General features: G+C 52.1%; 18 protein-coding genes and 1 pseudogene. 15 read left to right on the top strand and 4 right to left on the bottom strand.

The window, feature by feature from the left end:
• The first annotated feature begins 207 nt into the window (after nucleotides 1-207).
• The 6 genes from OOJ59_RS09630 to OOJ59_RS09605 all read left to right on the top strand — a co-directional run bounded on the left by OOJ59_RS09630 (nucleotide 208) and on the right by OOJ59_RS09605 (nucleotide 4,035).
• Nucleotides 208-1,029 (top strand): DUF932 domain-containing protein, encoded by an 822-nt coding sequence (locus OOJ59_RS09630; RefSeq protein ID WP_023329299.1) that lies wholly within the window; start codon nucleotides 208-210, stop codon nucleotides 1,027-1,029.
• Nucleotides 1,030-1,059: 30 nt separating this feature from the next.
• Nucleotides 1,060-1,500 carry an antirestriction protein gene (locus tag OOJ59_RS09625; RefSeq protein WP_023329298.1) on the top strand — a complete coding sequence of 147 codons (441 nt, stop codon included), beginning with the start codon at nucleotides 1,060-1,062 and terminating at the stop codon, nucleotides 1,498-1,500.
• A gap of 12 nt (nucleotides 1,501-1,512) precedes the next feature.
• Nucleotides 1,513-2,055 carry a RadC family protein gene (gene radC / locus OOJ59_RS09620; protein ID WP_044864455.1) on the top strand — a complete coding sequence of 181 codons (543 nt, stop codon included), beginning with the start codon at nucleotides 1,513-1,515 and terminating at the stop codon, nucleotides 2,053-2,055.
• A 10-nt stretch (nucleotides 2,056-2,065) separates the two neighbouring features.
• Complete coding sequence (locus tag OOJ59_RS09615; protein ID WP_044864456.1) at nucleotides 2,066-2,407, top strand: type IV toxin-antitoxin system YeeU family antitoxin; 342 nt, start codon at nucleotides 2,066-2,068, stop codon at nucleotides 2,405-2,407.
• A gap of 20 nt (nucleotides 2,408-2,427) precedes the next feature.
• Nucleotides 2,428-2,769 (top strand): TA system toxin CbtA family protein, encoded by a 342-nt coding sequence (locus OOJ59_RS09610; RefSeq protein WP_040196446.1) that lies wholly within the window; start codon nucleotides 2,428-2,430, stop codon nucleotides 2,767-2,769.
• Nucleotides 2,770-3,027: 258 nt separating this feature from the next.
• Complete coding sequence (locus OOJ59_RS09605; RefSeq protein ID WP_044864458.1) at nucleotides 3,028-4,035, top strand: restriction endonuclease; 1,008 nt, start codon at nucleotides 3,028-3,030, stop codon at nucleotides 4,033-4,035.
• Between the two features lie 180 nt (nucleotides 4,036-4,215).
• On the opposite strand, the gene OOJ59_RS09600 is transcribed toward OOJ59_RS09605, so the two are convergent.
• Entirely contained in the window at nucleotides 4,216-5,088 is an 873-nt protein-coding gene (locus tag OOJ59_RS09600) for a phosphorothioated DNA-binding restriction endonuclease (protein WP_160955313.1), read from the bottom strand.
• Nucleotides 5,089-5,228: 140 nt separating this feature from the next.
• Here OOJ59_RS09600 and OOJ59_RS09595 point away from each other — a divergent pair, with 140 nt between their 5' ends.
• Nucleotides 5,229-5,864: an HNH endonuclease gene (locus OOJ59_RS09595; protein WP_160955314.1), complete on the top strand. Its 636-nt coding sequence runs from the start codon at nucleotides 5,229-5,231 to the stop codon at nucleotides 5,862-5,864.
• A 46-nt stretch (nucleotides 5,865-5,910) separates the two neighbouring features.
• On the opposite strand, the pseudogene OOJ59_RS09590 reads toward OOJ59_RS09595, so the two are convergent.
• A pseudogene (locus tag OOJ59_RS09590) lies at nucleotides 5,911-6,036 on the bottom strand (hypothetical protein); the annotation flags it as partial.
• A gap of 834 nt (nucleotides 6,037-6,870) precedes the next feature.
• Between OOJ59_RS09590 and OOJ59_RS09585 the strand changes: the two are divergent.
• The 3 genes from OOJ59_RS09585 to pdxY all read left to right on the top strand — a co-directional run bounded on the left by OOJ59_RS09585 (nucleotide 6,871) and on the right by pdxY (nucleotide 10,565).
• Nucleotides 6,871-8,241, top strand: coding sequence for a tyrosine phenol-lyase (locus tag OOJ59_RS09585; protein ID WP_038636869.1), 1,371 nt, complete (start codon nucleotides 6,871-6,873; stop codon nucleotides 8,239-8,241).
• A gap of 189 nt (nucleotides 8,242-8,430) precedes the next feature.
• The gene (locus OOJ59_RS09580; protein WP_038636871.1) at nucleotides 8,431-9,696 is read left to right on the top strand and encodes an aromatic amino acid transporter; all 1,266 of its coding nucleotides are present in this window, start codon (nucleotides 8,431-8,433) and stop codon (nucleotides 9,694-9,696) included.
• 11 nt (nucleotides 9,697-9,707) lie between these two features.
• Nucleotides 9,708-10,565 carry a pyridoxal kinase PdxY gene (gene pdxY, locus OOJ59_RS09575; protein WP_137346797.1) on the top strand — a complete coding sequence of 286 codons (858 nt, stop codon included), beginning with the start codon at nucleotides 9,708-9,710 and terminating at the stop codon, nucleotides 10,563-10,565.
• A 423-nt stretch (nucleotides 10,566-10,988) separates the two neighbouring features.
• Here the strand turns inward: pdxY and OOJ59_RS09570 are convergent, their stop codons facing one another.
• On the bottom strand, nucleotides 10,989-12,542 hold the full coding sequence (locus OOJ59_RS09570) for an L-lactate permease (protein WP_160955315.1): 1,554 nt from the start codon (nucleotides 12,540-12,542) through the stop codon (nucleotides 10,989-10,991).
• Nucleotides 12,543-13,122: 580 nt separating this feature from the next.
• On the opposite strand from OOJ59_RS09570, the gene OOJ59_RS09565 reads away from it, so the two are divergent.
• Genes OOJ59_RS09565 through OOJ59_RS09555 form a run of 3 tightly spaced genes read left to right on the top strand, consistent with a single transcriptional unit; the run spans nucleotide 13,123 to nucleotide 15,968 of the window.
• Nucleotides 13,123-13,842, top strand: a complete 720-nt coding sequence (locus tag OOJ59_RS09565; protein WP_160955316.1) for a (Fe-S)-binding protein — start codon at nucleotides 13,123-13,125, stop codon at nucleotides 13,840-13,842.
• Nucleotides 13,843-13,852: 10 nt separating this feature from the next.
• Nucleotides 13,853-15,280 carry a LutB/LldF family L-lactate oxidation iron-sulfur protein gene (locus OOJ59_RS09560; RefSeq protein ID WP_038636879.1) on the top strand — a complete coding sequence of 476 codons (1,428 nt, stop codon included), beginning with the start codon at nucleotides 13,853-13,855 and terminating at the stop codon, nucleotides 15,278-15,280.
• Nucleotides 15,273-15,968: a LutC/YkgG family protein gene (locus OOJ59_RS09555; RefSeq protein ID WP_087857437.1), complete on the top strand. Its 696-nt coding sequence runs from the start codon at nucleotides 15,273-15,275 to the stop codon at nucleotides 15,966-15,968. The genes OOJ59_RS09560 and OOJ59_RS09555 overlap by 8 nt, the downstream gene beginning before the upstream one ends.
• 49 nt (nucleotides 15,969-16,017) lie before the next feature.
• Here OOJ59_RS09555 and gntP read toward each other — a convergent pair whose 3' ends face one another.
• Entirely contained in the window at nucleotides 16,018-17,361 is a 1,344-nt protein-coding gene (gene gntP, locus OOJ59_RS09550; RefSeq protein WP_038636883.1) for a gluconate permease GntP, read from the bottom strand.
• Nucleotides 17,362-17,622: 261 nt separating this feature from the next.
• On the opposite strand from gntP, the gene uxuA reads away from it, so the two are divergent.
• Entirely contained in the window at nucleotides 17,623-18,807 is a 1,185-nt protein-coding gene (gene uxuA, locus OOJ59_RS09545; protein WP_085048378.1) for a mannonate dehydratase, read from the top strand.
• 80 nt (nucleotides 18,808-18,887) lie between these two features.
• Complete coding sequence (locus OOJ59_RS09540) at nucleotides 18,888-20,363, top strand: fructuronate reductase (protein WP_160955317.1); 1,476 nt, start codon at nucleotides 18,888-18,890, stop codon at nucleotides 20,361-20,363.
• Nucleotides 20,364-20,407: the final 44 nt, after the last annotated feature.

Raw genomic sequence — 20,407 nt, 5'->3', positions numbered from 1 at the left:
TGCAGGACTTTAATTTCCATACGAATCTCAAAAGTGATCATAAGCTCCCCTGTATTCAGAGGAGCAGATTAACCCCTGGATCAATTTTCAACCGCTGGGGTGGATCAGTTTTGCACCGTTGGTAACAACACCAGATAGCAACAGGCCATGCTCCTTCGGGAACATGGCCTTTTTGTTTTTATTTCATTATCAGATAAGGAATTAGCCATGCGATTAGCCAGCCGCTTTGGCCGTATAAACCAGATACGCCGTGACAGGCCTCTGACCCATGAAGAGCTGATGAGCCATGTCCCCAGCGTGTTCGGGAGTGACAAGCATGAATCTCGTTCAGACCGTTACACCTACATCCCTACCATTACCATTCTCGAAAGCCTGCAGCGTGAAGGCTTTGAGCCGTTCTTTGCCTGCCAGACGAAGGTCCGTGACCTGGGCAAGCGGGAGCACACCAAGCACATGCTGCGCCTGCGTCGTGCTGGTCAACTGACCGGGCATCAGGTACCGGAAATCATTTTGCTCAACAGTCATGACGGCTCCTCGAGCTACCAGATGCTGCCGGGGTTGTTTCGTGGCGTCTGTACCAATGGTCTGGTCTGCGGCCAGTCATTCGGCGAAGTGCGGGTCCCGCATAAAGGTAATGTCGTCGAGAAGGTGATTGAAGGGGCTTACGAAGTGCTTGGGGTGTTTGACCGGGTGGATGAGAAACGCGATGCAATGCAGTCGCTGGCGCTGCCAGCCCCGGCACGTCACGCGCTGGCAGATGCCGCATTGAGGTATCGCTTTGGTGAAGACCACCAGCCGGTCACGGTATCACAGTTGCTGACTCCGCGTCGTCGGGAGGACTACAGCGATGACCTGTGGACCGTCTACCAGCGCGTGCAGGAGAACCTGATGAAAGGAGGTCTGTCAGGGCGAACCGCTCAGGGGAAAAGCAGTCGCACCCGTGCTGTTACCGGCATTGACGGCGATGTGAAGCTTAATCGCGCCCTGTGGGTGATGGCAGAAAACATGCTCGAGTTTTTCGGGCGTTAAACAACAACACCAGCATAAGGAGATAGTTTAATGGATACACAAAACCTTGAGTTCGCTGAGCAGGCAGCAATTACTGCCTCGGTAGTCCCTGACGAGTTACGTATCGGCTTCTGGCCGAAGCACTTTGGATCTATCCCACAATGGATAACCCTTGAGCCCCAAATATTTGGCTGGATGGATCGTCTGTGCGCTGATTACAGCGGCGGCGTCTGGAGCTTTTACACACTCAGCAACGGCGGCGCATTTATGGCTCCGGAGCCCGACGGTGAGAAGTGGACGTTGTTCAACAGCATGAACGGCAACGGCGCGGAACTTACTGGCGAAGCGGCAGGGATAGTCGTCTGCCTGATGGCATACAGCCACCATGCCTGTCGCACCGAGTGTGACGCGATGACTGAACACTATTATCACTTACGTGACTTCGCGCTACACCATCCAGAGTGCAGCGCCATTATGCATCTCATCGACTGAGGAATGCCTGACATGAATACCGCATTATCCCCGCTGTCATCTCAGCCTGAACTCTTTCCACTGGCGATTATGGCCCAGCATGGTTGTTTGCTCCCCGCGACCTCCGGATTAACCCCCTATGCCCAACGCACCATTCGTCGTGCCATCAACCTGCTGGATAAATATCTGCGCCAGCCCGGTATATCCTTTACCTCTAGTACTGCTGCCCGTGACTGGCTTCGGTTACATCTGGCAGGACAAGAACGGGAAGTGTTTATGGTGCTCTATCTCGATAACCAGCACCGTTTACTGGAGAGTGAAACGCTATTTGCCGGTTCGATTAACCATGTCCAGGTCCATCCTCGAGAGGTAGTGAAGTCAGCGCTTCGCTTCAATGCTGCAGCTGTCGTGCTGGCGCATAACCATCCATCCGGTGATCCGGAGCCCAGCCAATGTGATCGCAACATTACGGGCAGGCTCAAAGAAGCCCTGGCACTGGTTGATGTGAACATACTCGATCATCTGGTTGTCGGTTCAGATGGCATTGTGTCGTTTGCAGAGCGAGGCTGGATATGAGGGTACTTCAATGAAATCTACTGACTCAGAGAACGATTCATTTCTCCAGTGGGGGCTGAATCGTAATGTGACGCCTTGCTTTGGCGCTCGTTTGGTACAGGAGGGAAACCGGCTGCACTATCTGATTGACCGGGCCAGCATTACCGGTGACTTCAGTAACGCAGAATCTTTGAAGTTGGATGAAGTATTCCCACATTTTATCAGCCAGATGGAGTCGATGTTGACTACTGGTGAAATGAATCCTCGCCATGCCCACTGTGTCACCCTGTACCACAATGGTTTCACCTGCGAAGCCGATACCCTTGGCAGTTACGGCTACGTATACATCGCCATTTACCCCACTCAACGTTAACTAACTCCACAAGAGCAAATATGAAAACTCTACCTGCAACAACGCCGCAGGCGGTGACGCTATGTCTGTCGCCCGTGGCAGTGTGGCAAATGCTGCTTGCACGCCTGCTGGAACAACATTATGGCCTGACACTCAACGACACACCATTCAGTGATGAAACGGTAATTCAGGAACATATCGATGCCGGTATATCTTTGGCCGATGCCGTTAATTTTCTGGTGGAAAAGTACGAACTGGTTCGTATTGATCGTAGGGGATTCAACTGGCAAGAACAGTCCCCATATCTGCGGGCAGTCGATATTCTGCGGGCGCGGCAGGCAACTGGTTTATTGAAAAGAAATCGTATTAGCGCGGCTCAGTGAACATTGGGAATAGCCTTCCTGATTCACACTGCAGCTTTCCTTACTTATTTACTCATTCCAAAAAGCACCTGCCGATGCTGGTTGGTGCTTTTACTTATATGGACGAAATATCATGCAAATAGAAGCTGTAATTTTAACTGGGCACATCACCACAAGTACAATCCGGGAATGCTGGGCCATCGTTGTTGATGGTTTTGACGCATGCGGCGAACAAGCTTATGATCCAGCTTAATTTCTTTTCCTCATGAAGGGACGGCTATGGGCAACAGAATGTGGATGATCCGTGGTGACGGCGGCAAGCTCTATGACGATTTTCGCGATAAGCAAATTGTAGGCATTGGTTGGTCTCAGCTGGCTCCATTAGTCAAACCCGGCCTGTCCCGAGCCCAGTTACTCGCCTTATACCAGGAGGCAGATCCCTTAACAAAGCTGGGAACTGCGCGTTCTGGTGCATCGCAGGTCTGGCGTTTTGTGAATGAGATCCAAAAGGGTGATTGGGTTATTACCTATTCGCCAGCCAACCGTACTTATTTGCTAGGCAAAGTCACTTCAGACTTCCAATATCATCCTGAATGGGTTGAAGAGGGGATGGGGATCGCTCGGCAGGTTAAATGGAATACTCAAGAAATCGACCGCGATAGACTGTCTGTTGCTACCAAAAACACATTGGGTTCTACGCTGACAGTTTTCCAGCTTCCAGAATATGCGCTAGAAGAGCTTTTACAGGATAAGAAACCCACTGCAGATGTAATTACTCAGAATCCAATTGTGATAGATGAAGATGAGGTCGTTTCTGATCCGCTCCGCGATATGGAAATGCTGGCGTTTGAGGGTATCAAAGACCGCATCAACTCTCTTGATTGGGATGAGATGCAAAATCTGGTTGCCGGAGTTTTACGCAGTATGGGCTATAAAACGCAGGTTTCACCTGCAGGAGCCGATCGGGGTAAAGATATCATTGCTTCACCTGATGGATTCGGTTTTGAAAATCCGCGTATTATCGTTGAGGTAAAGCACCGCAGGGAACAGATGGGAAGCCAACAGATACGCAGCTTTATCGGTGGTCGCCATAAAGATGACCGCGGGCTTTATGTCAGTACCGGTGGTTTTACAAAAGATGCTCGATATGAAGCTGATCGTTCGACGATACCTCTGACGCTCTGGACGCTAGATGATCTCGTCCGTGCGCTCATTGAGAACTACGAGCAAGTCGATATCGAGACCAAACTTTTAGTGCCTCTGAAGAAAACTTTCCTTCCTGCTTGAATCTTGCTTTGATAGCCATATCGGTGTTCTACTTGTATGGCTTTATATCCACTCGCGATGTCTATTTTTTATACGAATTTTAACTTGTGGGTACAAGTACGGGTATAAATAATTATTCCTGCTTATAAACTACATTGATATCAGTCTATTGGGTGTGAAATTCGAGTCCGGCCTTCGCACTCACCGTCTAAACACCTCTTTCCTGTGCCACTCCACAAACCCTTCTTTTGGATAATTCTCGCGCATCATCGGCAGCGCTATCGATTTACCGTCGAAATCCCAGAACAGTCTGCCCACCATACCGCTGCCATTCACTGCGGGTGACACCTGAACTCGCATACTCTCATCCAGCCCAATCGAACCTTTGTCAAAGGCTTTATGGTGGATTGCGCACAGCGCCAGGCCGTTTGAAATCTCGCACGGGCCGCCGTGCTGTTTCCATTTGATATGGGCGGCTTCCAGGGCGACAGAGGTGCTGTCGTGGCGCATATTGAAGCCACAGATGGCGCATTCATAGTTATAAGCACGCAGAACCTGCTGGCGGAACAATGGGTCCCGTTGTTTGCGGATTTGCAGGATATCAAATCCCAGTTCATCCGCGATCTCTTCCTGAATGCTTTCGGTGAAGTGCGCCTCGAGGATTTGCTGGGCCAGGACATTAATAAGATTCTTGCTCTTTTTCAGCAAGGCAAAATGTTGTTCATCAAAGCCTCCGGCAACGTTATGTGTCACCAGTTCTCCGGCAGGGGGCTGTTTGCTGCTGCCGGATGTTGAACAATGCTCGGCGTTTTGTAGCTCCCAGAACCCATCTCCCTGTAAGCGCCAGAAGGGCATATCCGGGCGGTACTGCGCGCGCTGTGGTCCAAATCGCTCCAGCAGGCTATGCAACGGGTCGCGAACCTCCGAACCGTAGTCAAACAGGCGACCATGACCCTGCTGATAACCCGCCAGCACATGAAGCAGCAGCAGAGGCTTATGCGGCGCACGCTGCTCGCCTTTACGCCAGATGGTAATGTCGGCAATTGCCTGTTGCAGGGTTTTACTGGAAGCCATTGATTTCATTATCAGGTAAATAATTGCGATGATGCTCGCAAAATATCATCTGATCAAGGGGGGTGAGACCGATACACTATGGATGTCACTTTATCGCATGCCGTTATTTCAGAAAGCCTTTGGTTAAAGGAACCAGCCCCATGAATGAACTACCTGACACGCTGCCGCGCGAGTACATCATCAAGGCCATTCACGCCTATGACTCGGGCTTCTCTCATCGTTTCAAAGAGGCACGGCTTTATGAGCTGGAATTTCAGGGGCGTCGATATCCGTCAAAAGCTATTGCCGGAATTGCGGCGACGCTTTTGACGGGCAAAGCGTTTACCCCGCAGGATTTCTCCGGCGGTATCAGTTCGAAATGCGTCAGATTATTGACTGAGCAAGGTTTTCATATTGTTCAGGATAAAAATCGTGCTGCGGCGGTGAGCGACACGATCTTTCCTGAAGAACTCGAAGCGCAAACTGAATATATCGAGGGGGCAGCGACCCTGGTTGCTGTGAATCGCTATGAGCGCGACCGCAATGCCCGACAGGCAGCGCTTCACCACCACGGCTATCAGTGCAAAGTGTGTGGCATGGATATGTCAAAGGTCTACGGTAAGATTGCTGAAGGGTTTATTCATGTACATCACCTGGTACCCTTATCGGTAATAAAAGAAAACTACCGCCTTGATCCCATCAATGACCTGATCCCTGTGTGTCCAAATTGTCATGCTATGCTGCACCGGCGCTGCCCGCCGTATACCCCGGAAGAACTGAAAAATATGCTGTGCTAAATGCTCAAAAAGGCACCCCGCAGGCGCCTCAAGGACAATCACACTCTCACCCCTTTGACGCTTTCCCCGCAATCACTCCGATAAACTCCAGCACCTGCTTTTGCTTGCGCGCGGAGAGCTTTTCCACGGCGCGCAGGGATTTCATCAGTTCTGACTCTTCGGATTCGGCGGTGCGTGCGGCGTGCACTTCTGGATCAAATGAAACTGCAATACTATGCGTATCAGTTATGGTGACTATTCCCTTTAATAGTGACAGTGATTAGCGATGCGCAGGTGTTGGCGCACCTTCGCATCGCGCTAATAAAACCCCTGTAAATTCCCCCAGTATCTTGGGTGAAGTCCAGATGTAAATAAGATGAAATAAGCGCGAATAGCACGCTTTTGGAATAAATAGAAAACACCTTCATCCCAATAAATCCGGTATTATTCAGCGTATAAATTCATTACCTTCCACGCGCCTGAATATCCCCGCGCTCCAGAAAACAACGCCTGTTCCCATCTGGTCAAAAATGCGATCTAACTCACTGAAGCAAATAGCAAACTCTGAAACAACACCGTTTTGTACACTTTGCTTTACACTTTTAGTGATGTGTATCACAAATAGTAACCCGCGAAGTGATCCGACTCTCACAAAATGGGGTGTACTCATTCACCAATACAAAATGAGAACAGCCTGGAAAGTTAAGTTTTCAGTATTTCCGGTCGCAGGTAACGTTCAACAGCGAACGACAAAACAACACGCAAAAAAAAACTTGTTGAATATGAATAGGTAAAAAAATGACGTGTGATTTGCATCACTCACATTTACAGATTTTGGAATTATTGCCAGTGATTAATGTTGCTCGAGCTATTTCCATAATCAATTAAATCTTGCATAGTGCCTCCACATTATTTCTCCCCCTGGCTCAGGAGGCGAATAGTTATATTTCATCAGACTTTATTGATGAACCAGGTATGCTTTACTTCACATTAATACGTACATGACCACTGTTACTGGAGAAACAAAATGAATTATCCGGCAGAACCCTTCCGTATTAAAAGCGTTGAAACTGTATCTATGATCCCGCGTGATGAACGCCTTAAGAAAATGCAGGAAGCGGGTTACAATACTTTCCTGTTAAATTCGAAAGATATTTATATTGACCTGCTGACCGACAGTGGCACCAACGCAATGAGCGACAAGCAGTGGGCCGGAATGATGATGGGTGATGAAGCGTACGCGGGCAGCGAAAACTTCTACCATCTGGAAAGAACGGTTCAGGAACTGTTTGGCTTTAAACATATTGTTCCGACTCACCAGGGCCGCGGCGCTGAAAACCTGTTATCGCAGCTGGCTATTAAACCTGGGCAATATGTTGCCGGGAATATGTATTTCACCACTACCCGTTATCACCAGGAAAAAAATGGCGCGGTGTTTGTCGATATCGTTCGTGACGAAGCGCACGATGCCGGTCTGAATATTGCATTTAAAGGTGATATCGATCTTAAAAAATTACAAAAGCTGATTGATGAAAAAGGCGCCGAGAATATTGCCTATATCTGCCTGGCGGTGACGGTTAACCTCGCGGGCGGGCAGCCGGTATCGATGGCAAACATGCGTGCGGTACGTGAACTGACAAAAGCACACGGCATTAAAGTGTTCTACGACGCCACCCGCTGCGTAGAAAACGCCTACTTTATCAAAGAGCAAGAGCAGGGCTTTGAGAACAAGAGCATCGCAGAGATCGTGCATGAGATGTTCAGCTACGCCGACGGTTGTACCATGAGTGGTAAAAAAGACTGTCTGGTAAACATCGGCGGTTTCCTGTGCATGAATGATGACGAAATGTTCTCTGCTGCCAAAGAGTTAGTCGTAGTGTACGAAGGGATGCCATCCTACGGCGGCCTGGCCGGACGCGACATGGAAGCCATGGCGATTGGCCTGCGCGAAGCCATGCAGTATGAGTACATTGAGCACCGCGTGAAGCAGGTGCGCTATCTGGGCGACAAGCTGAAAGCTGCTGGCGTACCGATTGTTGAACCGGTGGGCGGTCACGCGGTATTCCTCGATGCGCGCCGTTTCTGCGAGCATCTGACGCAGGACGAGTTCCCGGCGCAAAGCCTGGCTGCCAGCATCTATGTGGAAACTGGTGTACGTAGTATGGAGCGCGGAATTATCTCTGCGGGTCGTAATAACGTCACCGGCGAACACCACAGACCGAAACTGGAAACCGTGCGTCTGACGATTCCACGTCGCGTTTATACCTACGCGCATATGGATGTGGTGGCCGACGGTATTATTAAACTTTACCAGCACAAAGAAGATATTCGCGGGCTGAAGTTTATTTACGAGCCGAAGCAGTTGCGTTTCTTTACCGCACGCTTTGATTATATCTAAATAATCATTATGGCCCCATCTGGCGATGGGGCTTTTTTGTCTTCTTTTTCCATGAACAGGAAGCCTTTGCGGTGTCCGTTACCGTGACAGAACTATAAAAAGTAAACCCTGACTCCGACATTTTTATTATCCGCATGATGTACAAATGACAGCTGTAATTATAACGAATAGTCTACAGGAACATTTATCATGGATATTAATGCCATTGAGCGACAGAGTAGTACCCCCGGACTGATTAGCGGAACCATGTTGGTTATCGCGACCGTAGTGGGTGGCGGAATGTTTTCCCTGCCGATTGCGATGGCTGGCGTATGGTTCCCCGGTGCGTCGGTTATTCTTCTCTTTATTGCCATCATGATGTTATTAACCGGTCTGATGCTGGTTGAAGTTAACCTGCATTATGGCGCTGGTGCCAGTTTTAATACCTTTACCCAGGATTTATTAGGGCGTAAGTGGAATATTGTGGTGGGTATCGCTTTCGGCTTTGTGCTGTATATTCTGACCTATGCCTATATCTCCGGTTCATCGGCGGTGATGGCGCAAACCGTATTCAAATACAGCGGCGTACGTTTTCCGGCAAATATCTCGGTGATTATCGTCAGTATGCTGGTTGGGGCAATTGCCTGGTACAGTTCCTTGCTGGTTGGACGCATCACTACCGTGCTGATTATCGGTAAATTTGTGGCGTTCTTTGCCACCTTCTCCGGACTGGTGGGCCATATCGAAGTGGCAAAACTCGTCGACAGCGTGGCGGTGGCGCTGCCCAATTCGCAGTATCTGCCGTATATCCTGATGACGCTGCCGTTCTGCATTATCTCATTTGGTTTTCACGGTAACGTGCCGAGCCTGGTCAAGCTGTATGGCACGAGCGGGATTTCGAATATTACGCGCTCTATTATCATCGGCACGCTGTTTGCCCTGTTGCTGTATATCTTCTGGTTAGCCGTTACGATGGGCAACATTAGCCGTTCCTCGTTCCCGCCAATTATCGCCAAAGGCGGCAATATCGACGTGTTTGTCGAGGCCATCAGTGGGCTGTTCACCAGCCGTTATATGGATCTGATCCTGACCTTCTTCGGCAACTTCGCGGTAGCCAGTTCCCTGCTGGCAGCGACGCTTGGCCTGTTTGATTATATCGCCGATCTGTTTCATTTCCCGGATGACGGCATGGGCCGCCTGAAAACCGCGCTGGTGACTTACTTCCCGCCAGCCGCCGTGTGCTTCTTCTTCCCGAACGGTTTTGTGCACGCGATTGGTTACGCCGGTCTGGCCTTTACCATCTGGAGCGTGATCCTGCCGCCGTTCCTGGTGAAAGCTGCGCGGAAACGTTTTCCGACCGCCAGCTATACCGCGCCGTGTAATAACACCGTGCTCAATCTGGTGATTGTCTGTGGGGCGATTGTTTATCTGACGGTTGTTCTGGACGTATTTGGTCTGCTGCCAACGTTTCGTTAGACGGAGTCAAAATGAAAAATGTGTTGTCTGTTCAGTCGTCAGTCGTTTATGGCTATGCCGGAAATAAAGCCGCCGTGTTGCCGATGCAGCTTTCGGGGATCGATGTCTGGCCGTTTTACACCGTGCAGTTTTCCAACCACACCCAGTACGGGATGTGGCAGGGCATGGCGATGCCGCACGGCGAGTTGAGCGCCATCATCAGCGGGCTGGATGACCTGCAAAAGCTGGCGCAATGTGATGCCGTATTGTCAGGGTATCTTGGAGATAAACGCCATTGCGAAGAGGTCAAGCACGCGGTCACCACCATTCACCAGCGTAATCCGCAGGCGCTCTATTTTTGCGATCCAGTAATGGGCGACCCGCAAAAAGGCTGCATTGTCGCGCAGGGCGTGGAGTCCTTTTTTGTCGATGATGCCATTCAACTGGCCGACATAATGGGGCCGAATCTCTATGAGCTGGGCGTGCTGACGGGCAGACAACTGCGTAGTTTTGACGAGGTGGTGGAAGCGGCGCAGCAGCTGGTGGCATGGGGAGTGAAGAAGGTACTGGTGAAGCATCTCGGCGACTGCTCGCGTGACAAACAGGCGTTTGAAATGCTGCTGGTGACGGCGGAACAGACGTTACACATCGCCCGGCCGCTGTATAGCTTTGCCAAAATGCCGGTGGGCGTTGGGGATCTGATTTGCAGCGTGATGCTGGCCTCACTGCTCAATGGTTATGATGACAAGCTGGCGCTGGAGCGGACCACCAGTGTTGTTGACGCGGTGATGCGACTAACGAAAGAGCGCGACTCGTATGAACTGCGGCTGATAGACGCGCGTCACCAGATAATGGAGCCGCAGATTCGCTATCAGGCAACGGTACTGTAGCGCCGCAAGGAGGCTCTATGTTTCTGACATTACTACGATTTCAGCATCCGCTGGTCTACCGTTTTGCGTGGCTTCGTCTGTGGGTCAGGGTGTTAAGAGCGTGCGGGCTGCGCAAGTGAAAGGGGGCCAGTTGCCGGATGCGGCGCTTGCGCCTTATCCGGCCGACAAATGAGCGTGAAACGCAGACATTACACGCGGAAGTAGCGTGGTGGGATCAACGCAGAAAAGGCGTCGAACTTCTTCACCATCTTTTTCCAGAACAACATAACAACAATCCTCGATTTGAAACATCGGCGCTATTTTAGTCAGCGCCGACAAATCGTAAAGCCTGTCACCTCGTTCCGATCCCGGGGCGGTGTAAACCTTTATGGTCACCGCGTCGTCAAATACGATTGCCGCGAATTTGGCGGGGTTGACAACGGGTTACGCCATAAACCAGTAATAAAAGAGACCAACTTTCAGGCCGAGGATCACAATGTAGGCGCAGCAGTATTTCATGGTGCCAGACATTATCTGGTTGGCCTGACCGTCCATTTTGGTGGCTGAAACTGCGATGGCGATGCTCTGCGGCGAAATCATTTTTCCGCCCGTTGCGCCGGAGGTATTGGCCGCCGCCAGCCAGTTAGGATCGATATGCAGCTTACTGGCGGCAATAGTTTGCAGCTTACCGAACAGAATGTTCGAGTTGGTATCGCTGCCGGTCACAAACGTGCCCAGCGCGCCAATCACCGGGGCGAGGAAGACGTATGAGCTGCCGGTCAGATCGACAATCGACTGGGCCAGCGTGGAAATAATTCCGCTGAGATCCATCACCGTGGCCAGCGCGACGATCGCCATAATCGCCACAATGGAATTTTTAAGCTGGAAAATGGTTTTGATAAACACTTCCAGCATCCCACGTGCCGAAGCCCCCTGAATAAAACCGCCGATAATGGTCGCAAAGATGATCAGCATCCCCGGCGTGGTCACCCATTCCACTTTCAGCGCCAGGGTTTTGCCGTCGGCGAGCGTGAAATGCAGTACCGAGGCCAGTTGGGACGCCGCGGCTTTTATCGTCGGGAACAGCGGTGAACACAGCAGGATAAAGACAAAAATAAACAGATAGATAGAGCCCACGCGGAACAACACTTTTGCCGAGCGCGGCGTGGTTTCGCGGGTATGGCTGACCTCAATGCGCCATTCGGGATCGGTTTTTCCTTTGCGCAGGCGGCTGACTATCGCGACGGCAAACAGGCTGACCAGGCTCCCGGCAAAGGCAGGCAATTCCGCGCCAAGATGGATAGCGACAAAATATTGCGGAACCAGCGTGGTGATGCCGCACATCAGCGTGATCAGAAATACGCCGCGAATGGCTTTCAGGCCGCCGCCAATTATGCAGACAATGACAAACGGCAGCAGGATATTAAACAGCGCCAGTTGCAGAATAATAGTTCCGCCTAAGGCATAAACCGGCAGATTAACCTGTTCCGCCAGAATAGAAACCGGGATCCCGACCGCGCCGAATGCGGTGGGAACGGTATTTGCAACCAGAGAGGCGATCGCCGCCTTCAGCGGGTTGAATCCGAGTGCAATAAGAATGCCGATTGGAATGGCGACCGCCGTACCATAACCCGCCGCAGCTTCAAGGAATCCGCCAAAGCACCATGAAATCAGCAGCACCTGAATACGCTTATCTTCGCTAATGCTGGCGAGAATATCGCGCAGAATATCCAGCGCTTTGGTCGCCTGCATGACGTTATAACTGAAGATAGCGCCGAGGATCACTATCACGATCGGCCATAATCCCTTCAGTGCGCCATAGCCTATTGCGGCTTTCAGATTCTGTACGGGCATTTCCCAGAATAGTGCTGATAACGCGGCGGTGAAAACTAAAGAGATTAGCACGGAATAATGGATGGCCATTTTTAGTTTTAATATTAAAAATACCATCAGTAGTAACGGAGAGAGTGCCAGGGCAAACATAAAATATTCGTTCATTGCTATTCCCGATTGGTTTATTAAACCTGATTTATATTTATGGCGGGGAGGCTACATTGCTGGATTAATAAAAGCTGTAAACTGAATCGCTTCAGTGGATAAAGTAATTATGATTTTTGGTTTTGTAACTATTGTAATCTTTTAATTAAAATTTAATACCGAATAAATATACTTAAGAGTAAGCGAAATACCTATAAATAGTTATTTAACAACATGTTTGATAATGGTGGTGACGAGAATAGTTATCTCCTGAAACTATTTTTAAGGTGTTAATAATGCTGTGGTTTTAAATATAAAAATGTGAGCGATGCCGAAATAAATAAACCTGGGTATTGCATGTTCGAGTCGATTAGGGGATTATTTTGTTTTGTCATACAAATGAAAATACAGACATTTGCGATTGTCCTGATATAAGAGACGGAGAGTCGCCATCAAAGGAAAACGATCTGAGCAACATTATGAACCCAGGCATTAGTAAAACGAGCAAACCGAAAAACTGGGTGTGAATCACGATTGAACCTTTGCTTGATATAGCAATATCAAGCGCAATAAACAGAAATGAAGCAATGGAGTGGTTATTGTGAATGTAAATTTCTTTGTTACCTGCATTGGTGACGCACTGAAATCACGGATGGCACGAGACTCCGTATTGCTGCTGGAAAAACTGGGTTGTCGCGTGAATTTCCCCGAGAAGCAAGGGTGTTGCGGTCAGCCAGCCATCAACAGCGGTTACATCAAAGAAGCGATCCCCGGGATGAAAAACCTGATCGCTGCGCTGGAAGACAACGACGATCCGATTATCTCTCCGGCAGGCTCCTGCACCTATGCGGTAAAAAGCTACCCGACCTATCTGGCCGATGAACCTGAGTGGGCGATCCGTGCTGAGAACGTTGCCGCGCGTATGCAGGATCTCACTTCCTTTATCGTCAACAAACTGAGCGTGGTGGATGTCGGCGCCAGTCTGCATGGCCGCGCCGTATATCACCCCTCCTGTAGCCTGACCCGCAAGCTGGGTGTGAAGGAAGAGCCGCTCACACTGCTGAAAAACGTGCGCGGATTGGAGCTGCTGACGTTTGCCGATCAGGACACCTGCTGCGGCTTTGGCGGAACATTCTCGGTCAAAATGGCTGAAATATCCGGCGAGATGGTGAAAGAGAAAGTTTTCCATCTGATGGATGCGAAGCCGGAATACTTGATTGGCGCAGATGTCAGCTGCCTGCTGAACATTGGCGGTCGACTGCAACGGGAAGGTCAGCCGGTCAAAGTGATGCATATTGCTGAAGTGCTGATGAGCCGCTGAGGGGAAAGAAATGTCGATAAAAACCAGCGATGTAGAATTTAAACTGCGCATTCGTCAGCAGATTGAAGACCCAATCATGCGCAAAGCCGTGGCCAATGCGCAGGAGCGTATCGGCGCGAATCGACAGAAAATGGTCGAGGAGTTAGGCCACTGGGAAGACTGGCGCGATCGTGCCAGCCAGATCCGCGATCACGTTCTGAGCAATCTCGACGCTTACCTGTATCAACTCTCCGAGAAAGTGACGCAAAACGGCGGGCACGTCTATTTCGCCAAAACCAAAGAAGAGGCTACCCGCTACATTCTGCAGGTCGCACAGAATAAAAATGCGAAGAAGGTGGTGAAGTCCAAGTCGATGGTGACCGAAGAGATCGGCGTCAATCATGTGCTGCAGGATGCCGGAATTCAGGTGATCGAAACCGATCTCGGCGAATACATCCTGCAACTGGATCAGGATCCGCCTTCGCACGTCGTGGTCCCGGCCATTCATAAAGATCGCTATCAGATTCGCCGTGTGCTGAACGAACGTCTGGGTTACGACGGCCCGGAAACGCCGGAAGCCATGACCTTATTCATTCGCCAGAAGATCCGCGAAGATTTCCTGAGTGCCGAAATCGGCATTACCGGCTGCAACTTTGCCGTGGCGGAAACCGGCTCGGTGTGTCTGGTGACCAACGAAGGCAACGCGCGCATGTGCACCACGCTGCCGAAAACGCACATTGCGGTGATGGGTATGGAGCGTATCGCCCCGACGTTTGCCGATGTGGATGTGCTGATCACTATGCTGGCGCGCAGCGCCGTGGGCGCACGCCTGACGGGCTACAACACCTGGCTGACCGGCCCGCGTGAGGCGGATAACGTTGACGGACCGGAAGAATTTCATCTGGTGATTGTCGATAACGGGCGCTCGCAGGTGCTGGGCTCAGCGTTTCGTGATGTGCTGCGCTGCATCCGCTGCGGAGCCTGTATGAACACCTGTCCGGCGTATCGTCATATCGGCGGGCATGGCTATGGCTCCATCTATCCAGGTCCCATCGGCGCAGTGATCTCTCCGCTGCTCGGCGGCTATAAAGATTTTAAAGACCTGCCGTATGCCTGTTCACTGTGCACGGCCTGTGACAGCGTCTGTCCGGTGCGGATCCCGCTGTCAAAACTGATCCTGCGGCATCGCCGGGTGATGGCCGAGGAGGGCATTACCCCGAAAGCCGAGCGACGGGCGATCAAAATGTTCGCTTATGCTAACAGCCATCCAGGGCTGTGGAAGGTCGGCATGATGGCCGGGGCCCACGCGGCGAGCTGGTTTATCAATGGCGGTAAAACGCCGCTTAAGGTTGGCGCGATTGGAGACTGGATGGAGGCGCGCGATCTGCCTGATGCTGACGGCGAGAGTTTCCGCAGTTGGTTTAAGAAACATCAGGCGCAGGAGAAAAAAAATGGATAACCGTACCGCATTTTTAAACACCGTCGCCCAGGCGTTGGGTCGCCCGCTGCGTTTCGAACCGCACGCGGATGCCGCGCCGGTTAACAACTATGCCAACGAGCGCCTGACCGAACTGAGCCCCGGGCAGCGCTGCGAGGCGTTTATCCAGTTTGCCAGCGAGGTGATGCTGGCCCGCTGCGAACTGACCCGCGAGGATCAGGCCGCAGACGCGGCGCTCCGCCTGTGTGAGGAACTGGGGCCACAACCGGTGGTACTGAGCGGCGACAGTCGGCTGGTGGAACTGGGCATTACCGAACGCTTACAGCAGGCATGCAACGCTGTGGTCTGGGACCCGGCGCGCGGTAGCGAAAATATTACCCAGGCCGAGCAGGCGAAAGTCGGCGTGGTCTATGCCGAGTATGGCCTGACCGAGTCCGGCGGTGTGGTGCTGTTTTCCGCGCCGGAGCGCGGGCGTTCCCTGAGCCTGTTGCCGGAGTCGTCGATTTTCGTGCTGCGTAAAAGCACCATCCTGCCGCGCGTAGCGCAGCTGGCGGAAAAACTGCATCAGAAAGCGCAGGCCGGTGAGCGGATGCCGTCGTGCATTAACATTATCAGTGGACCCAGTTCGACGGCGGATATTGAGCTTATCAAGGTGGTTGGGGTGCATGGCCCGGTGAAGGCAGTGTATCTGATTATTGAGGATTGCTAAGACAGGATGGAAAACCGCTCTGGCGCTACTGGCCAGAGCGGGACAGACTTTATGCAATCATGCTGATGATCAACACGATTATCAAACCCACCACGGAGTTTACCAGTTCCAGCAGACCCCAGGTTTTCAGCGTATCCTTCACCGACAGGTCAAAGTAGCCTTTGAACAGCCAGAACGAGGCATCGTTGATGTGGGTCAGGGTGTTGGAGCCTGCCGCCGTTGCCAGCACCAGTAACGCCGGATCGACGCCCACCAGTTGACCGGTTGCCGGGTCGAGGATGGCTGCGCTGATAATTCCCGCCGCCGTCATGGCTGAGACCACGCCCTGACCGGTTGCCAGACGAATTAATACGGTTATCAACCACGCCATGATGTACGGGGAAATATTGCCGTGCGACATCAACATACCGATGGTATCGCCAATGCCGGTATCGATGATGGTCTGCTTCAGTACGCCGCCCGCGCCGATGATCAGGATCACCATCGCGATACTTTTCACCGCGTTTTCAAAGGCGTTCATGACCCATTGCATATCATGACCACGCGCGGTACCAAACAGCACGAAGGCAACAATCATGGCGATGAACATCGCAATCGGTGAAGAGCCGAGGAAGTTGACCACTTCCCATGCTTGTGTCCCTTTTACCAGCCAGATGTTGGCGATGGTGGTGGAGATCATGATGATCGCCGGGATCAGCGGCACCAGAATAGACACGCCGAATGACGGCAGATTGTTCTGGTCAACCGGGACGTCGGCTTTCATGAATGACGGCGTCGGACGATCGAGGTTGCCGAGGAATTTCGGCAGGATAAGTCCGGCGCAGATTACGCTCGGAATGGTTACCAGAATACCGTAGATGTAGACCATGCCCATGTCAGCGCCGTAGGCATTAACCAGCGCCACCGGGCCAGGCTGCGGCGGGAACAGGGAGTGCGCGGTGGTGGCGGCGGCAACGGCGGGGATCGCCAGCTTGAGGAACGGGATCTTCGCTTCCGCAGCAATAACGATCACCAGCGGCGCCAGCATAATAAACGCTACTTCATAGAACATCGCCAGGCCGAAGATCAGACCAATAATGATCACCGACAACTGCACATAGCGCAGGCCGAGGCGCGCCAGGAGCGTATGGGCAATCTGATGCGCCGCCCCGGAATCAACCATCAGCTTACCGATGACCGCCCCAAATACCACGATAATCGCCAGCTCTCCCAGCGTACTGCCGAAACCGGATTTCATGGTGTGCAGCAGCTCCATTAAATCCATACCCGCCAGCATGCCGACCGAGAGCGCCGCCAGCAGCAGGGCGACCATCGAGTTTATTTTGAATCTTAGATTAAGTACCAGCATCAGACCGATGCCGAATACGACCCACAGAATATTGAGAACGTGCATAAAACGTCTACCTTCTTTTGGTTGAACCATTATGATTTTGGTTGAGATGTTACATATATTGGTTAACCATTGATGCGATAGATGTCACATTGCGTTACATGTTTACATATTTACCGTGTATTTTTGCGCCGAATATAGGATCAAAACGGCTTTCATTGTGATTTGGTTAACCAATTTTGCTGTTTAGGTTGACATGTAATACCAAAAGGAGGAATTTATGCGCCATATCGTCGAGTCCATAATGTAAACGAGGAACAAAACATGGAACAGACATGGCGCTGGTATGGCCCTAACGATCCGGTCACCTTAGCGGATGTGCGTCAGGCGGGTGCCACGGGCGTTGTCACCGCTTTGCACCATATCCCGAACGGGGAAGTGTGGACGGTTGATGAGATCCTAAAGCGCAAAGCGATTATTGAGCAGGCGGGCCTGGTCTGGTCGGTCGTCGAAAGCGTGCCGATCCACGAAGACATTAAAACCCGTTCTGGCAACTATCAGCAGTGGATCGCCAATTACCAGCAGAGCCTGCGTAACCTGGCCCAGTGCGGTATTCGTACCGTGTGCTACAACTTTATGCCGGTTCTCGACTGGACCCGTACCGATCTGGAATACGTCCTGCCGGACGGCTCCAAAGCGTTGCGTTTTGACCAGATTGAATTTGCCGCCTTTGAGCTGCATATCCTCAAACGTCCGGGCGCGGAAGCAGACTACACCGCCGAAGAGATTGCTCAGGCCAGTGAACGCTTCGCAACCATGAGCGATGAAGACAAAGCGCGTTTGACCCGCAATATCATCGCCGGTCTGCCGGGCGCGGAAGAAGGCTATACCCTCGATCAGTTCCGTCAGCATCTTGAGCGTTACAAAGATATCGATAAAGCCGCGCTGCGCGAGAATTTTGCCGTCTTCCTGAAAGCGATCATTCCGGTGGCAGAAGAAGCTGGTGTGCGTATGGCGGTACACCCGGACGATCCGCCGCGCCCGATCCTCGGCCTGCCGCGTATTGTTTCCACCGTGGAAGATATGCAGTGGATGGTGGATACGGTCAGCAGCATGGCGAACGGTTTTACCATGTGCACCGGCTCCTACGGCGTTCGTGCGGACAACGACCTGGTTGACATGATCAAACAGTTTGGTCCGCGCATTTACTTCACCCATCTGCGCTCCACGCTGCGTGAAGATAACCCGAAAACCTTCCATGAAGCGGCGCATCTTAACGGCGACGTTGACATGTACGAAGTGGTGAAAGCGATCGTCGAAGAAGAGCAACGTCGTAAAGCTGAGGGCAAAGAGGATCTGATCCCCATGCGACCGGATCACGGTCATCAGATGCTTGACGATCTGAAAAAGAAAACCAACCCCGGTTACTCCGCGATTGGTCGCCTGAAAGGGCTGGCGGAAGTGCGTGGAGTTGAAATGGCTATCCAGCGCGCTTTCTTCAGCCGTTAAAGCAGATTTGCCGGTCACCTGTCTGGCCGGCTTTTTCCTTTTCTCTTCCGTTGGTATTCCAACGGCTTCTGGAGTTCACGATGACAACGACAATTGCCAGTAGCAACCTGCCGGTTGCGCGTCCGGCGTGGGACAGTTCTCGCCTGCAATCCCGTATTGTTCACCTGGGATGCGGGGCTTTTCACCGCGCACATCAGGCGCTGTACACCCACCATCTCTTAGAAACCACCGACAGCGACTGGGGTATCTGTGAAGTTAACCTGATGCCGGGTAACGACTGCGTACTGATTGAAAATCTGCGCAAGCAGCAACTGCTGTATACCGTGGCGGAAAAGGGCGCGGACAACACCGTGCTGAAAGTGATTGGCTCGATGAAAGAAGCGCTGCACCCGGATCTTGACGGTTGCGACGGTATTTTACAGGCCATGGCGCGCCCGCAGACGGCGATTGTCTCGCTGACGGTCACGGAAAAAGGGTACTGCACCGACGCTGCCAGCGGCCAGTTAGATCTCAATAACCCACTGATTAAGCACGATCTGGCGAACCCGACCGCGCCGAAATCGGCGATTGGGTACATCGTACAGGCGTTGCATCTGCGTCGCGAGCAGGGGCTGGCGGCCTTTACCGTGATGTCTTGCGATAACGTGCGTGAAAATGGTCATGTGGCGAAAGTCGCGGTGCTGGGCCTGGCGCAGGCGCGCGAACCGCAGTTAGCGGAGTGGATTGCAGCTAACGCCACCTTCCCATGCACCATGGTAGACCGCATTGTTCCGGCAGCGACGCCAGAAACGTTGCAGGAAATTGCCGACCAGTTGGGCGTTTACGATCCATGTGCTATCGCCTGTGAGCCGTTCCGTCAGTGGGTGATTGAAGACAACTTCGTCAACGGTCGCCCGGACTGGGATAAAGTCGGCGCGCAGTTCGTTGCCGATGTAGTGCCGTTTGAAATGATGAAATTGCGCATGCTTAACGGCAGCCACTCTTTCCTCGCGTATCTGGGCTATCTTGGCGGGTATGAAACTATCGCCGATACCATGACCAATCCCGCGTATCGCAAAGCGGCGTTTGCGCTGATGATGCAGGAACAGGCGCCGACGCTGGCTATGCCGGAAGGCACCGATCTCAACGCCTATGCGACGCTGCTGATCGAACGTTTTAGCAACCCGTCTCTGCGCCACCGCACCTGGCAAATTGCGATGGATGGCAGCCAGAAACTGCCGCAGCGCCTGCTGGATCCGGTGCGTCTGCACCTGCAAAACGGCAGCGACTGGCGTCACCTGGCGCTTGGCGTCGCGGGCTGGATGCGTTATACCCACGGCGTGGATGAGCAGGGGCAGGCCATTGATGTTGTTGACCCAATGCTGGCTGAATTCCAGCGTATTAACCAACAGTACCAGGGGGCTGAACGTGTGACGGCGCTGCTGGGGCTGAGCGGGATTTTTGGCCATGATTTAGCGGAAAACGCCGACTTTGTTGAGACGGTTATCGCCATGTATCAACAACTGTGCGAGCTGGGCGCGCGTGAGTGTGTTGCCGCGCTAAGCGCTGACGCTTAATTCCCCGAACTATGACGGGTCAATCAAAATACTGATTTGGTTGA

The sequence above is a fragment of the Citrobacter sp. W9 genome (assembly GCF_026719375.1).
Classification (GTDB): domain Bacteria; phylum Pseudomonadota; class Gammaproteobacteria; order Enterobacterales; family Enterobacteriaceae; genus Citrobacter; species Citrobacter werkmanii.
Note: the sequence above shows the minus strand (reverse complement) of the source record. Positions and strands in the feature narration are given on the sequence as shown.